Consider the following 15,671-nt stretch of genomic DNA (forward strand, 5'->3'; position numbering starts at 1 on the left):
ATGCCGTTTACGCTATCGCATCCGTTGTTCGCTGCCCCACTCAAAAAAATAGTACCGTCTTTAAGCATAACGGGATTAATTCTTGGGAGCATGTCACCGGATATCGAATATTTCATTGCGATGCAACCGTTCCGTTCAATCGGTCATGAAATGCTTGGCTTTTTTCTACTCTCGCTGCCGACCTGCATCGCTTTTGCGTACGCGTTCCATTTGATTCTTAAGCCCGCGCTGCCTAAGCTTCTTCCGGCTATTGCTGGCATTGACCGCTTTGCTTTACATAAAAACCAGCCCTGGCAGATGAACCGTATTCAGGATGTAGTTGCATTTGTGATCTCGTTGCTGATTGGGTTCCTATCGCATGTGATGCTGGACCACTTCACACACAGCGGAGGCTGGTTCGTACAGAGATCGCCGTTTTTGCAAAGCGTGTTTTTGGGAGATAACGTTTATCATATTCTTCAGCTCTCGCTGTCGGCTCTTGGACTAGGAATGCCCTGTTTATATTTGCTGCTTCGCATTTTTGCCTACAAAAAGCGCGAGAAAAAAGTAAAGGCAGCGCTACAGTCCATAAGCCCGAAAATCAATTGGGGATCTATATTAGCAGTGGCTGTTGTCACGCTGTCAGTCAAGCTGCTTATTGCGGATAGCTTTTTTTCAATAAGCATTTGGGTTGTGGCCCCGATCACCTCTGGTTTATTAGGTGTTTATTTTATGTCATTAATTAATCAAGCGACGGCAAACGGGAAGAGAGCTGGCGCGATTTTTTCAGTGAGCGCAATAGCTGGCCTTATTATACTATTCAAATGCTTCACTTCTTTCGCCACCGTTTCGACTGCTATGTGGATCATGTATGTATGGCTGTTGTCGACGTTCATTCTCGTAAGTGCACTTCATTGTCAAAAGAATGCAAAAAAAATTAATCACGTAAATGATTAATGTAATTAAATGAATGATGATCCCATATATTACGCATCAAATACCCAAATGTAATAATTTTGTAAGAATTGGTTACAAGTTCGTTTAGAAATGACCTTTATGATAAACCATAGGTTATAGGATATTGATGAGTGAGGCGTGAGCAGATTTGTCGATACGGGTAAAGCTTTACATGTCTTACTTAGCGATGGTATTTCTGCCGCTCATATTAATGAGTCTTTTTATGATATTTGTTTTTTATGCTCGCGGCGTCGAGGATGTCAGGCAATATTTTGAAAAGGAAAGCAAAGAACCTTATCTTCAAGCGCTGGTATATGGCGAATTATCCTACGTGCTGCGCAATGATGCCGGGCAGCTTGAGAAAAGGGAGTACGTCGCGGAAATCCAACATAGGCTGGGAGAGCACTGGGCAGGTCTCGTCATCTCCAGAGAGGGACAGATCAAATCCGTCGCGCCATTTCTGGATCAGACGGCACCGAACGAGAATTGGAAACGGTTTTTGCAAGAAAGGCCTTCGAAGGTAACGTTCAACTCTTTCCAATTCGAGGTGAGCTCGCTCGATTTCAACTATCCTGACGGCGGTGAAGGGAGTGCGTTAATATTTAGGCGAATAGATACCGTGCCTATCTATTGGCGTCCTGTAGGTACGGTTTTTAGCCTCGCATTTATTGGATTAACCAGCTTGCTGCTCACTTATTTTGTTTCCAGAAGCATTATAAGGCCCATTAAAGAGCTGGAAGCGGCTGCGCTTCAAATCAAGGACGGCGATCTCTCTCATAAAGTAAAAGCAACGACTAAGGGGGAAATCGGACAGCTAAGCAATGCGTTCGAGGATATGAGAGTGAGACTGAAGCATTCGATCGATCAGAGTCTTTTATATGAAGAAAACCGCAAAATGCTTTTGTCTCACATTTCACATGATTTGAAAACGCCGATATCGGCCATAAAGGGTTATGTTGAAGGAATAATGGACGGCATTGCGAATACCGACGAGAAGCGCATCCGGTATATGGAAACGATCTATCGCAAAGCGACAGATATGGATCAATTGATCGATGAGCTGTTTCTTTTCTCGAAGCTGGATCTCCAGACCGTGGCGTTTGATTTCAAAATCATAGATATACGGCGCTATTTGGAGCACTTCTTGGACGAGCAGCGTTTCGATCTGGAGAAATCCGAGGTGGAATTAATCTATCTCACGGAAGAGTCGGAGCCGCTGCTAATCGCAGCCGACCCAGACAAGCTAAGCAGGGTGCTGACCAATATATTAAACAATTGCGTCAAATACATGGGCCAGCACACCGACCCTTACAACAAGCAAGTTTTTGTAAGGGTTAGGGAGCTGCAGCAGAATGCACTCATCGTGATTGAAGATTCGGGTCCTGGCATTGAAGAGGATGATCTGCCGTTCATATTCGATCGTTTCTATCGAGCGGAGCAGTCGCGCAACTTGGAAACAGGGGGAAGCGGGTTGGGGTTGGCCATCGTCAAACAAATAATCGAAGGGCATGGCGGTACGGTTTGGGCAGAGAATGCAGAACAGGGAGGTGCCAGGTTCTGCCTGAAGCTGCCTAAATCCACGACCGTCCATACGGTGGATGAGCATGAAAAGCATACTAATCATTGAAGACGAGAAAGCCATTGCCGAGCTTGAGCGTGATTATTTGGAAAGTTACGGTTTTGGCGTACACATTGAGGGCAGGGGCGATATCGGCCTTCAGAAAGCGTTGGAAGGGAGCTTTGACCTTGTCATATTGGATGTGATGCTGCCTAAGGTAGACGGTTTCGAGATTTGCCGTCAAATCAGACAGTCTATTAACATTCCGGTGCTGATGGTGACGGCAAAGAAGGAAGATATAGACAAGATAAGAGGTCTCGGTCTTGGAGCGGATGATTACATGACGAAGCCGTTCAGCCCGAGTGAGCTTGTAGCCAGAGTAAAGGCTCATTTGGCGAGGTATGAGCGTCTAACGGCAGACAAGAGCGAACGGGGGGAGCATATCCGTATTCGCGGCTTGTTTATTGACAAGCTCTCCCGCCGGGTGATGATCCATGAGAAGGAAGCGATGTTAACCTCCAAGGAGTACGAGCTTCTGCTTCTGCTTGCCTCGAATCCTAATCGCGTCTTTGAAAAGGAAGAGCTGTTCGAGCGAATATGGGGCTTGGAATCAAATGGCGACGCAGCTACGGTCACGGTTCACATTCGGAGGCTGCGCGAGAAAATAGAGCATGACCCGTCAAAACCCCAGTATATCGAAACGATATGGGGAGTCGGTTACCGTTTCAAAGTATAGATAGAAGATGAGGGAGTGGAATAACTTGAAGAGCATGATCCGGTTTTCATTGAACAACAAGTTTGCATTATGGATTTTGACATTGTTAGTTTTATTTGCAGGCCTTTATTCCGGTTTGAACATGAAAATGGAAACCTTGCCTGACATTACGGTACCTATCGTCAGTGTAACGACGGTTTATCCCGGCGCTGCGCCGGAAGAAATTATGGAGAAGATTACGAAGCCGATTGAGCAAAGAACTAGAAATTTAAAAGGCGTAGAGATCATCAGCTCAACCTCCTACGAGAATGCATCGTCGGTCGTTATTGAATACACCTATGAGACGGATATGGAAAAAGCGGAGGCAGAGGTGAAAAACATCCTCGCTGAGGTATCGCTGCCGGATGGGGCGCAGGATCCATCGGTTTCCCGTATTAGCTTAAACGCATTTCCAGTCGTTTCACTAAGTTTATCTAACGACAACTTGAACTTGGAACAGCTCACAAAGGAAGTACAGGATAACGTGCTTCCGCGTTTGCAAGGAATCGAAGGCGTAGCAAGCGTTCAAATTTCCGGCCAGAACGTCCAAGAGGGAGAGCTTGCGTTCAACAAAGAGAAGCTGAAGGAGCTCGGATTGACCGAAGATACGGTAAAAGGGATCGTTCAAGCATCCGCCGTATCGGTTCCGCTCGGCATTTATGAGTTTGGCGATTCCGAGAAAGCGCTCGTCGTTGACGGTAACATCTCCACAGAGGATGACCTGAACAATATGGTCATCGTGCCGGGCGTCAAGCTTAGCGATATCGCGGATATCAGCATTATTGACAAGGCCGAGTCCATTTCCCGTACGAACCAAAAGGACGCGATTGGTCTAAACATCGTGAAATCGGCCGATTCGAACACGGTTGACGTTGTCAATAACGTCAAAGACGAAATTAAAGAGCTCGAAAGCAAAAATGAAGGCTTATCGTTCGTCATGACGCTTGACCAAGGGAAGCCGATTGAAGATTCGGTTCACACGATGCTAAGCAAAGCCATAATCGGTGCTTTGTTCGCAGTTATTATTATTATGATTTTCTTGCGTGATATTCGGTCCACGATAATCGCAGTCGTCTCGATTCCGTTATCGATTCTAATTGCACTACTTATCCTAAGCCAAATGGATATTACGTTGAATATTATGACGCTCGGCGCAATGACGGTTGCAATTGGCCGGGTTATCGATGATTCGATCGTCGTCATCGAGAACGTATATAGACGGATGGCTCTAACAACTGAAAAGCTAAAGGGCAAAGAATTAATTCTGGATGCCACAAAAGAAATGTTCGTACCTATTCTTGCTTCAACCATTGTTACGATTGCGGTATTCCTGCCTTTAGGCCTGGTATCAGGCATGATTGGCGAAATTTTCTTGCCGTTTGCGTTAACGATCGTTTTCGCATTGCTGGCATCGCTTCTCGTTGCGATTACAGTAGTTCCAATGCTTGCACATATGATGTTCCGCAAAGGGATGAAAGCAGGCAAAGCAAACCATGATAAGCCAGGCCGCCTTGCGGAATGGTACAAAGGCGTATTGCGTTGGTCGCTTGACCACAAAGCAGTTGCATTTGGTTTGGCCGTTCTTCTCTTGGTAGGCAGCTTATTCCTTGTTCCTGTCATCGGTACGAGCTTCTTAGCCGGAGACGAGCAGAAAATGATGGTTGTTTCGTATAACCCAGCTCCAGGCGAAACGCGCGAGCAAGTAGAGGCAATGGCGCTTGAAGCCGAGAGCAAGCTCTTTGGACGCGAAGGCCTCACGGTTGTACAATATGCGGTAGGCGGGCAAAACCCGTTTAGTCCGGGGGCTTCGAAGCAAGCTTTGTTTAACTTAAGCTATGACGAGGATTACAAAGATTTCAACGCAGAGAAAGAAAAAATCATACCGCTCCTTCAAGAACTGGGCGGAAAAGGCGAATGGAAACAGCAGGACTTCACGGGCGGGGGACTTGGCGGATCGGGCGTATCGATGCTAGTATACGGACCTGACATGAAGTCGCTACAGCCAGTCGTAGATGATCTAACGAAAAAGCTAGCCGATAACAAAAACTTGAAAAACATTGATTCAAGCTTGTCGGAAACATATGATCAGTACCGAATTGTAGCAAATCAAGAAAAATTGAGTCAAAACGGCTTGACTGCCGGACAAATTGCAATGGCATTAAGCCCTGTGCGCGAGCGTCCGGTATTGACAACCATCGAGAAGGATGGCGAGCAATTCAATGTTTACGTCAAGGTTGAAACGAAAACCTATTCAAATAAAGCAGATCTCGAAAACGTAAAATTGATGTCGCCAATGGGAACGGAAGTTGCTCTTAAAGACGTCGTTACCATCGAGGAGGGCGAAGCACCTAACACGGTAACTAGACGTGATGACCGTATCTATGCGGAGGTTTCCGCGGATGTAACTGCTTCCGATGTAGGCAAGGTTTCAGCTGAAATTCAAAAGATGATTGACGAAACGGACCTTCCGGCGGGTGTTGATATTGATATGGGCGGGGTAACCGAACAAATCAATGAATCGTTCACTCAGCTTGGTCTGGCTATGTTAGCCGCTATAGCGGTCGTTTATCTCGTGCTTGTCATTACCTTTGGCGGAGCAATGACGCCGTTTGCTATCCTATTCTCCTTGCCATTCACGATAATCGGTGCGCTAGTCGGGCTGCTTATCGCTGGCGAAACGCTGAGCGTGACAGCGATGATCGGAGCGCTGATGCTGATCGGCATTGTTGTTACGAATGCGATCGTGCTCGTGGACCGCGTCATCCAGAAAGAAAAAGAAGGCCTATCGATACGCGAATCGTTGATCGAAGCGGCAGGCACGCGTCTGCGTCCAATCCTAATGACGGCAATTGCTACCGTAGGCGCGCTTCTTCCTTTGGCATTCGGATTTGAATCAGGAGGATTAATTTCGAAGGGAATGGCTGTTACCGTAATCGGCGGATTAACAAGCTCAACGTTATTGACGCTAATCATCGTTCCAGTCGTGTATGAATTCTTGAACCGCAAACGCAAGCATCGTGCAGTTGAAGAAGCTTAATTCGAGATACGGTCACCGGCCTAGCGCCTGGTGACCGTTTTTTTTATTTCGCTTTCGCATCAGAAAGCTTAGCACCATTCAGCGCTAAAGCCACTATGCACCGGAATGGGATAGGATGATTAGAACTAGGCCAACCTATACCTATCTCTTTCTATGCAGACAGGTGGTGTTGAAATGCTGCGTCATATCGTGATGAAGGCCGTATTTGTATTGCTGAGCTTTGCCCATACCGAGGTTGCCTCGACAGAAACTTCAGCTCTATTCTCGGAGCCGTCCTATGCGAAATGGGGAAAGCTTGCCGTACAGGAAACGAAAAAAATGTACCAGGACGCTTCGATACTTGATTATAAGTACGAAGGAAGAAAACCGCTGCCAGGTGGGCAAGCGAACGAAACCTTTGTGCTATGGGTGCGCAAGGATACGAAGGAATTTGGCGTTCGAGTTATTATGACCATTGAATCAAGCACGGACCAGTTAGTGAACTTAAAACTAACAGAGATTAATGCCCATTAAATTGAAACATTCCCTTTTCATTGTCGTAATACAGTAAAAAAGATTTAGACTTCAGAAATGAAGCGAAAGGAGTAGATAGATGTATGTTAGTTTCAACTACGCCAACGATTGAGGGACATCCCATTCAAGAGTATGTAGGTGTCGTGACTGGTGAAGCGATTATGGGTGCCAACGTTGTCAGGGATTTCTTCGCATCTATTACGGATATAGTCGGCGGTAGATCCGGTGCTTACGAGAGCAAGCTAAAGGAAGCGCGCGACGTTGCTTTCGATGAAATGAAAAATCAAGCTGCAAGACTTGGAGCGACTGCCATAGTTGCCATTGATATTGATTACGAGGTCGTTCGCGAGGGGATGCTGATGGTTGCGGTCAGCGGAACGGCAGTCCGTCTCTAACTCTTTGTTTAAAGTTGAAAAAGACAAAACTTCGAGAGGCTTAAGCGACGCTTAAGGCAATCAATGTTTTGTCTTTTTTTTTTTTTGAAATCACCTGAAATGGGAAATATTGCAACCTTTTGATTGTAAAAACCGTTAAAATAAGGATGTACATAAAAAGATTGAGAAAAATATGGAGAGGGGCCGGAAGGTGAATCGAATCAGGACAAAAGGAAAGCAAGCCGCTGCGTTAGCCGTTTTTTTTAGCATGCTTGCCGTATTTCTAGCATTCAATGGAGTTGCTAAGGCTTCTGCCGAAGAAAGCGGCATCTTGGTAAATGTCAGCGCGGGCTTTAAAGGCTACATGAAGCAAAATGAATGGTACCCGGTAAAACTAACGTTAACGAATGTAACGGGGACGGATCTGAAAGGTGAGCTAGTCATCTCTCATCTTTTGCAAAACACGCAAGCCTCCAGCGATATTGTCATACCGGCTGAGCTGCCTGTTGGGACAGCCATCACAGTAACTGCTTCTCTTCCAGGTGAAATGCTGAACAAAAGCAATAGTAAAATCCGATTTTACAAGGACTCGTTCAAATCCGGCAACAATGTCAAAATCATTGGAAACGACTACATTAGTTCGAGAACAGCAAACACTCATACGATCGGGGTACTCTCCCGTGATCCCGATACGTTAAACTTTATGCCGTCTTTAAACCAGAAGGGCTATGATATTACGGTAATCCCTCTTGCGCAAGAGGATCTTCCGACGAATGCCGCTCTTCTGAATTCTTTGGATGTGCTAGTCATTAATGATACAGCTACTTCCAGTTTTGACGAACAGGCATTGAAAGCGGTGAAGGATTGGGTCCGCTTAGGCGGTACGCTTGTTTTGTCAGGAGGAGTTGGTTATGCCAAAACGGCTGAGGGGTTCTTGGAAATTGCTCCGGTTGAGGCTTTGGGCACTTCGCAATTAACCAATCCGATAACCGTTAATGCGGCTGATCAAACGGTAATCAAGCTGAATTCTCCCGTAACGGTATCTGTTGGGACAGTCATTGAAGGAGAAATCGAGCATGCCGAAGGCGGGCTGCCGCTTGCGGTATCCCGTGAAATCGGGTTCGGAACCGTCATTTATGTCGCTTTTGATCCTTCACTTGAGCCTTTTTCTACTTCCGCAGGGAGCGCTCCTTTATGGGCCAATCTGCTGCAAACAACCATCATGCCGATTCAGCCGGGAGCAATAAGCAATGGTTCGGATATGTTCTGGAACTTAAACAACGTTATTGACCAGTTTCCATCAATAAATCCGCCGAACCTAACCTTGCTTATCGTGATGTTTGTTTTGTATATGTTTGTTGTGGCACCGCTGTTATATTTTATTTTGTCTAAAACGGATCGTAGAGAATGGTTATGGTGGCTCATCCCTACTACGGCAGTCATAGTGGGAATCTCGATCTTTTACATTGGCGCGGAGGACAAGCGGACTAAATCTGCCCATACCATTGAAATCATTGAGTTAACCGGGCATGGCGATGCTGCTCGCTCAGGCGCAGCTGCCGTATTCGTACCTACTGGAGGTACGGTCAAAGCGGACTTTGAGGAACCGTTAAACACGAAGCCATACTCCAATAACTTTGACAATTATGAGCTGGCGCTTGATGGGAAAACCCAAGCCGTTGTTCGAAACGAGTCTACCTCGATGATATGGAGAGAAGTCCCTTATTGGTCGACTCGCAAATTGTGGCTGGACCGCCGTATGATGGAAAGTGATCCAGGTCAATTGACGTTAACGTACAAGCGAGTGAACAACGACCTTGAAGTATCTGCCAAAAACGATACGGATACCGATCTTAGTCACGTAGCCGTGCTTATAAAGGGACAAGCCTTTAAAATTGGGGATTTGAAACGCGGCGAAAGCGGAACTGCATCGATCATAAGCAGCACGATTCAGCAGTCGGGATATTATCCATACGGACAACTCATGTTTCCGTATCCATCAGGACGCACGAAGGACACTTTCAATCGGGAACGAAGCTTACTCGATACTTACGCGAACCAAAACAATGGCGGGATTGTCTCGTCCAGCCCAATGATAGTCGGCTTCAGCTCCGATCATGAACCGTCTTTTAAAGTGAATGGCGACCGGATAAAGACCGATAACCTTAAATTCTGGATGCAACCGCTTGAGACGGCATTCATAGATGGCAACCGCTCCATCGTTCCGGCAGGTATCATCCAGCCTGTTATTAAACAAAATAGCTTGCAGCGATTGGAAAACTATGGGAATGGAATCTATTCCATAAGTGACGGCGAGCTTATGTTTGAGTACCGATTGCCGAATTCCAGCAAAGTTGCGTATGACAAGCTTGATATTACAATGATGAACGGATCGACACAACTGACCAATATGCTTGCCGTCTGGAATGAAAAGACTGCGCAATGGTCAACGGTTCAATCCGCGATGGCTGCTCCAAAAGAGCATCTCGTAGGCAATGAGATTCTCCGTATGAAGGTGACGGCAACAGGATCACTCGAGATGAGCATGCCGTTAATTGCGGTTGAAGGAGAGGTGCGATGAACCGATGAGCAGAGAAGATCAGATTGAGATTATTCAGGTTGAACGAATACAGCCTTCGAAAGCGGAAGCTGCAGTGATGGAGCAAGCAGAAGTTCCGATGATTGAGATCAAACAGCTCACGAAAACATTTGGAAGCTTTCAAGCATTGAAAGCGATCGATTTGACGATTCCAAAAGGCACCGTGTTTGGGTTTGTCGGACCGAACGGGGCAGGGAAATCGACAACCATGTCAATTCTAGCCACGTTGATGTTTCCCACGTCAGGCACAGCGAAGGTAGACGGCTTTGACGTGACGCTCTTCCCGAATGAAGTTAGGAAGCGAATTGGCTATATGCCGGACTTCTTCGGCGTGTACGACCAGTTTAAAACGGTTGAATACTTGCATTTCTACGGAGCGAGCTACGGCATTCCCAAAGCGGAGCGCGAGCAGCTCATCCCGCAGCTGCTGGAACTCGTCAACTTAAGCGATAAAAAGGATGCTTACGTGGATACACTCTCCCGCGGAATGAAGCAGAGGCTTTGTTTGGCGAGATGCCTCGTTCACGATCCTGAGCTTCTAATCCTTGACGAGCCGGCATCGGGGCTCGATCCGCGTGCGAGAATTGAGATGAGGGAAATTTTGCGCGAGCTGAAGGCAATGGGGAAAACCATTATCATTTCTTCGCATATTTTACCTGAATTAGCAGAAATGGTCGACGAAATTGGCGTCATTGAGCATGGCCAGATGATTGCGATTGGGAATGTTGCCGAAATTCAAAACCGTCTGCGCGTCAAACGATTTCTGCATATCAGACTGCTCGGTCGAGAAGCGGAAGCAGAAGCTTATTTGCGTGAGCAGCCCTTCGTCAACCGCATCTTACGGGATGAATCAGGCATTCAGGTCCACTTCGGCGGACAGGACGCCGAACAAGCAGCGCTGCTGAACGGGCTTGTTGCCGCTGGGTTTGCGCTAGTATCATTCAGCGAGGCACAAACGAATTTGGAAGATGTGTTTCTGGAGATTACGAAAGGAGGCGACGGCTTCGAATGAGAGAGCAAACGGCTGCCAAGCATTCATGGGCAAGTTGGCGCAATAAGCTGATAAACCCGGTACTGAATAAAGAATTTAAACTGCGCATGCGAACGCCTAGAGCGATGTGGACGCTATTCTTTTATTTGTTTGCCATTGGATTAATGGCGTTTAGCGCGATTTATATTATGCAGATTAATATGCAAAGCTCGCAGTCCTTCAACCCAGAGGAAAGCAAGCTGCTCTTTTATTTCTTAAGCTTCGCGCAGCTTGGCCTCATTGCTTTTATGGCGCCGGGACTGACTGCTGGCGTTATTAGCGGCGAACGTGAGAAGCAGACGCTGAATCTGCTGCTGACAACGCAGCAAAGCTCGGCAACGATCGTGCTGAGCAAGCTTGTTTCGTCACTTAGTTTCATGATTTTGATCGTGTTAAGCACCATTCCGGTATACAGCATGGTCTTTCTATACGGGGGTATTTCGCCTAAGCAGCTGATACTCGTCTTTTTGTTTTATTTGTTCATTATGCTCGTGCTTGGCTCCTTCGGCATATTTTTTTCTTCGCTTTTCAAGCGTACGATGGTATCCGTCATTGTCACATATGGCGTTACCTTGTTTATTTTTGGTGCGACGGCGCTTTTGTATTTTGTGTTAGCGAGCACGATGGATCAGTTGTATAACTACAACTCGGTTACATCATATAGCTGGGTGGGCCATGTCATTGCATGGAACCCTATGGCAGCTTTGTATAGCATTCTTGATCCGACGATAACCGAACAAGCTTATTTGGGAAATAGGGGCAATCCGATCGCTCAAAATCCGCCGCTGGCGCTGTGGCAGGAATTTATGATCATCTACTCGATATTGTCCGTTCTTGCTTTGATTCTTGGCATACGTTCGCTGCGTCCAAGATTGAAAAAGCAATGATAGCGTGATCCGATAAAGAGGATGGCGACTTGTCTATTAAGATTTAAGGAGGAGCACCGGTGGAACCTAAATCTTTAATCGAGCTTATTGGCCCTGTTCGGAATCGGATGACGGTGTTCGCCGTATGCAAGTTTGCACTTGCTGGCCTATTCATTGGAAGCGGGTGCGGACTGCTGCTGCTTGGCGCAAGCCGGTTGTGGCCGATCCTTCATGCGCAGCTGCTATTAATGATGTTTCCTGCAGCCGGATTTCTTGCGGGTATCGCTTGGGGTGTATGGAAGCGTGCTTCTATTCGGGAGGCAGCACGCTTAATGGACCGGAAGGGAACAGAGGATGCCGTGTCTACCGCTTTAGACGGACTGCAGCGCGAGGAAAGCGCTGAGCTGCCCATCATTAAGCTGCAGCGCGAGGAAGCCCTGGAGGCTGCTGAGCGCTTCATTGGTTCATTGCGTGTGAGTTTGCCATGGCCGCCTTGGCGCAGCTGGAGGCGGCTCGCGTACGGAACGGCAGCGGTTTGGGTCGTGACGGCTGCGCTGCTCGTCATGCCTAACCCGCTCGATGAGCGGGCGCAAGCGATGGCCGAGGCGAAGGAACGGCTGGCAGAGCTTGAAAGCGAGGTGGATAAGCTCGCCGAGCTTGCGGATGCAGCGGAGCTTCCGAAGGATGCGAAGCAGGAGCTGCTGCAGCCGCTGGAGGAGCTGCGAAGCAAGCTGGACGCGCTCGGCGGCGATGGGTCTGAAGCGCTGGAGCAGCTGGAGGCGGCTATCAGTGAGCTTGAGGCGGCAGCGGAGGCTGCGAAGTTGGCCGCCGAGCGAATGGAAGCTGCGGCGGAAACGATGAGCGCGGAGCCAAGCCTGAAGCAGCTCGGTCAGGCGCTGCAGGACCGGGACGCCGCAGGCATGCGGCAGGCGATCAGCGATATGCGATCGCAGCTGCAAAGATTGTCGCCAGAGCAGCGTGAAGCGCTGGCGGAAGCGTTGGAGCGGCTGGCAGCGGAGCAGCCGCGGGAGGATGGCGCCGCGGGGCTTGCTGCGGCGCTTGAACAGGCGGCGCAGCAAGCTCGCGCCTCCGGCGAAGCCGCCGCTGGCGGCGAGAGCGACGGCGATGCGCTCGCCGCTCTGGAGCAAGCGCTCGCCAGCGAATTATCGCAGGGCGAGCTGGAGCAATTGGCCCGGTCGATGGCGGGCCAACTGGAACAAAGCGGGCAGCAGCTTGCACAGCAGCTGGCCGCGCAGGGTGGAGCCATACCGCCTGGCTGGTCTGGCGGAACGGCCGCGGGAGCAGCCGGGTCCGGCTCTGGCTCTGGCTCTAGCTCTGGCTCTAGCTCTAGCTCTAGCTCTAGCTCTAGCACTGGCTCCGGCTCCGGCTCTAGCTCTGGCACTAGCTCTGGCACTAGCTCTGGCACTAGCTCCGGCTCTAGCTCTAGCTCTGGCTCTGGCTCCGGCACTAGCTCTGGCACTGGCTCTGGCTCTGGCACTGGCTCTGGCACTGGCTCTGGCACTGGCTCTGGCACTGGCTCTGGCTCTGGCACTGGCACTGGCACTGGCTCTGGCTCCGGCTCTGGCTCTGGCTCTAGCTCTGGCTCTGGCTCCGGAACGGGCACTGGCTCTGGCTCCGGGTCAGGAATTGGCAGCGGAGCGGGGACGGGCTTGGGGAGCAGGCATTTGGTTACGACTCCGCGTTATTTGGAAGGTTCAGGAAACGTACAGCAGGATGGCGGACCATCCAGCGGAGGCCAGACGGAAACGGGTGGCCAATCGCCAATGATAGACGGTGCTACGCGGCCCTATGAAGATGTATACAACGAATATGCGACAGAAGCAAAGCAATCGCTCGGCCGCTCACAGCTGCCTGCCAGCATGCAGGAGAAGGTAAAGGAATATTTTGACCAAATACAACCGAACCAATAATGGAGATGATCCGATTTGATTGAAACGAAAGCTCAGTTAGAGGAAGCCGCGGGAAGGATCGCCGCGCTTAAAGAAGAAATCGGACGCGTCATTGTCGGACAGCACCATGTAGTAGAACAGCTGCTGTGGTGCCTGCTTGCTGGCGGCCATGCTTTGCTGGAAGGGATTCCGGGACTCGGCAAAACCATGCTTGTCCGCACCGTCGCGGACTGCATTGCCCTGCAGTTCTCAAGAATTCAGTTCACGCCTGACCTTATGCCTTCGGATATTACCGGCACGACCTTGATTGATTTCGGAACGCAAGGAAGCACGGCGCAGCGCTTTCAGCCTGGGCCCATATTCGGCAATCTCGTTCTTGCCGATGAGATTAACCGTGCCACGCCAAAAACGCAAAGTGCGCTGCTTGAAGCAATGCAGGAAGGAACGGTTACCGCTGGCGGTGAAACACACCGTCTGCCAAAGCCTTTTTTCGTATTGGCTACTCAAAACCCCATTGAGCAGGAAGGGACATATCCGCTGCCGGAGGCACAGCTAGACCGGTTTCTGTTGAAGATTGGGGTCGAATTTCCAACGCGGGAGGAGCTGAAGCAGATTGTGCTTAGAACGACTGCCGCTTCCCAGCCTCACGCTGCCGCGGTCGTATCGGCTGCAGAGCTGCTGGAGCTTCAATCAGCAGCCAAGCAAATGCTCGTCGCTGACGACGTATTGGATTTGGCTGTCAAGGCGGTCATGATGACGCATCCCCAAGAACCTGATGCACCGGAGGAAATAAAGCGGTATGTTCGATTCGGTGCAGGCCCACGCGCGCTTCAAGCGGTTATCTCCGTCAGTAAAGTAAGGGCGCTGGCCGCCGGAAGGCTGCATGTATCGTGGCAAGACATCCGACTGGCGGCGGTGCCTGTTTTGCGTCACCGGATCGTGCTCAGCTATGAGGCACAGGCTATGGGTTTAACAAGCGATCGGATGAGCGATTCGATTCTCGCAGCGATCGAGGCCGAACGATGAGTTTGGGCAAAGCTAACGGATTTACGGGTATTTCAGGCCAGCTACCTGAGCATACGGTCACCGCCCAGGAGGCGCTTCATCGACTATTTCCTAATGTGGGCCTGCTCTCAGAACTTGACCGGATGAGCATAAGCGGCGGAAATCGGATTAAAGGGATGCTGGCAGGCAAACGGCGCTCCAGCTCGCTCGGCGGTTCACAGGAATTTGCGGATTACCGTCCTTATTCGCCAGGCGACGATGTCCGCAGAATTGACTGGAACGTTTATGGCCGAACGGCCAAGGCTTATATGCGGCAGTATTGGGACGAGCAGGAGCTCCAGGTTAATCTTTACGTGGATGTGTCGCAGTCCATGAATTTCGGGGAAAAGGAAGCAAATAAATTGCAGTACGCCATCAGGCTTGCTGCAAGTCTAGGATATCTTGCTCTTAGCGGAGACGATCGCATATCCATCCGGTTATTTCAAGCAAGCATCGTCAAAGAAATGCAGACGCTGCATGGCCGGGCAGCGGTGCCTAAGCTATTTCAATTTCTGGCTGGAGCGCTACATGCTCTCGAATCGGAGCAAATGAAAGGGCAGGCGGCATCCGCAGCATTCACCAGCCTCTCCATGCCATTCAACTCGGATACAGCACTGCCTAGACGTTCAGGCACCTCTTGGCTCATTACGGATGCCATGTTCGAGACCGGGGTTAAGGAGACGGTACTGTCCTTAATGGCAGCTGGCCAAAAAGTCGTATTCGTTCATTTGCTGTCTAAGGAAGAGATCAATCCGGCATTTAGCGGTGAGCTTAAGCTGATCGACAGTGAGCTTGGAACGGGGAAGGAGGTTGCGATTGGGCATAAGAGACTAAGGGAATATCGCGAAGCCGTTTCTGCGTTTCAGCAGGAATTGCAGCAGATTTGTGCAGAACGCGGTGCCGTCTACGTATTTGTGAATACGGACGTTCCGCTCGAAGAGACCATTCGTCATACCTTATTATCCTCGCGTCTGCTGAATAGTTAATACGAATACATGCGTCGTTCATCGTCGCAGCCGGCTGCATCCATGAATGAGAAGACAGGAAGGA

Annotated in this window: 12 protein-coding genes; all 12 read left to right on the forward strand. The window is 49.4% G+C overall.

What is annotated here, in order from left to right; genetic code table 11:
* The 12 genes from AC0YN3_RS03115 (at position 1) to AC0YN3_RS03170 (ending at position 15,607) form a co-directional block, all read left to right on the forward strand.
* Entirely contained in the window at positions 1-936 is a 936-nt protein-coding gene (locus AC0YN3_RS03115) for a DUF4184 family protein (RefSeq protein ID WP_475773636.1), read from the forward strand.
* Positions 937-1,084: 148 nt separating this feature from the next.
* Entirely contained in the window at positions 1,085-2,563 is a 1,479-nt protein-coding gene (locus AC0YN3_RS03120; protein WP_475773637.1) for a sensor histidine kinase, read from the forward strand.
* Positions 2,541-3,230 (forward strand): response regulator transcription factor, encoded by a 690-nt coding sequence (locus AC0YN3_RS03125; RefSeq protein ID WP_183561570.1) that lies wholly within the window; start codon positions 2,541-2,543, stop codon positions 3,228-3,230. Before AC0YN3_RS03120 ends, AC0YN3_RS03125 begins: the two co-directional genes overlap by 23 nt.
* Before the next feature lie 25 nt (positions 3,231-3,255).
* Entirely contained in the window at positions 3,256-6,285 is a 3,030-nt protein-coding gene (locus AC0YN3_RS03130; RefSeq protein ID WP_475773638.1) for an efflux RND transporter permease subunit, read from the forward strand.
* A gap of 174 nt (positions 6,286-6,459) precedes the next feature.
* A complete protein-coding gene (locus AC0YN3_RS03135; protein WP_475773639.1) occupies positions 6,460-6,798 on the forward strand; it encodes a DUF3889 domain-containing protein in 339 nt (112 codons plus the stop codon).
* A gap of 83 nt (positions 6,799-6,881) precedes the next feature.
* Positions 6,882-7,193: a heavy metal-binding domain-containing protein gene (locus AC0YN3_RS03140; RefSeq protein WP_475773640.1), complete on the forward strand. Its 312-nt coding sequence runs from the start codon at positions 6,882-6,884 to the stop codon at positions 7,191-7,193.
* 190 nt (positions 7,194-7,383) lie between these two features.
* Complete coding sequence (locus tag AC0YN3_RS03145) at positions 7,384-9,753, forward strand: hypothetical protein (protein WP_475773641.1); 2,370 nt, start codon at positions 7,384-7,386, stop codon at positions 9,751-9,753.
* A 97-nt stretch (positions 9,754-9,850) separates the two neighbouring features.
* Positions 9,851-10,783, forward strand: coding sequence for an ABC transporter ATP-binding protein (locus AC0YN3_RS03150; RefSeq protein ID WP_475774277.1), 933 nt, complete (start codon positions 9,851-9,853; stop codon positions 10,781-10,783).
* Positions 10,780-11,688: an ABC transporter permease gene (locus tag AC0YN3_RS03155; protein ID WP_475773642.1), complete on the forward strand. Its 909-nt coding sequence runs from the start codon at positions 10,780-10,782 to the stop codon at positions 11,686-11,688. Before AC0YN3_RS03150 ends, AC0YN3_RS03155 begins: the two co-directional genes overlap by 4 nt.
* Before the next feature lie 59 nt (positions 11,689-11,747).
* The gene (locus tag AC0YN3_RS03160; protein WP_475773643.1) at positions 11,748-13,598 is read left to right on the forward strand and encodes a hypothetical protein; all 1,851 of its coding nucleotides are present in this window, start codon (positions 11,748-11,750) and stop codon (positions 13,596-13,598) included.
* A gap of 15 nt (positions 13,599-13,613) precedes the next feature.
* Positions 13,614-14,603, forward strand: a complete 990-nt coding sequence (locus AC0YN3_RS03165) for an AAA family ATPase (protein ID WP_475773644.1) — start codon at positions 13,614-13,616, stop codon at positions 14,601-14,603.
* Positions 14,600-15,607, forward strand: coding sequence for a DUF58 domain-containing protein (locus AC0YN3_RS03170; RefSeq protein WP_475773645.1), 1,008 nt, complete (start codon positions 14,600-14,602; stop codon positions 15,605-15,607). The genes AC0YN3_RS03165 and AC0YN3_RS03170 overlap by 4 nt, the downstream gene beginning before the upstream one ends.
* Positions 15,608-15,671: the final 64 nt, after the last annotated feature.

This window comes from Paenibacillus sp. J22R232 (assembly GCF_056269165.1).

Excerpts from the sequence above, each read along its gene's own strand:
- AC0YN3_RS03115 (WP_475773636.1), top strand. The coding sequence starts at position 1 with ATGCCGTTTACGCTATCGCATCCGTTGTTCGCTGCCCCACTCAAAAAA.
- AC0YN3_RS03150 (WP_475774277.1), top strand. The coding sequence starts at position 9,851 with ATGATTGAGATCAAACAGCTCACGAAAACATTTGGAAGCTTTCAAGCA.
- AC0YN3_RS03140 (WP_475773640.1), top strand. The coding sequence starts at position 6,882 with ATGTTAGTTTCAACTACGCCAACGATTGAGGGACATCCCATTCAAGAG.
- AC0YN3_RS03170 (WP_475773645.1), top strand. The coding sequence starts at position 14,600 with ATGAGTTTGGGCAAAGCTAACGGATTTACGGGTATTTCAGGCCAGCTA.
- AC0YN3_RS03125 (WP_183561570.1), top strand. The coding sequence starts at position 2,541 with ATGAAAAGCATACTAATCATTGAAGACGAGAAAGCCATTGCCGAGCTT.
- AC0YN3_RS03135 (WP_475773639.1), top strand. The coding sequence starts at position 6,460 with ATGCTGCGTCATATCGTGATGAAGGCCGTATTTGTATTGCTGAGCTTT.
- AC0YN3_RS03155 (WP_475773642.1), top strand. The coding sequence starts at position 10,780 with ATGAGAGAGCAAACGGCTGCCAAGCATTCATGGGCAAGTTGGCGCAAT.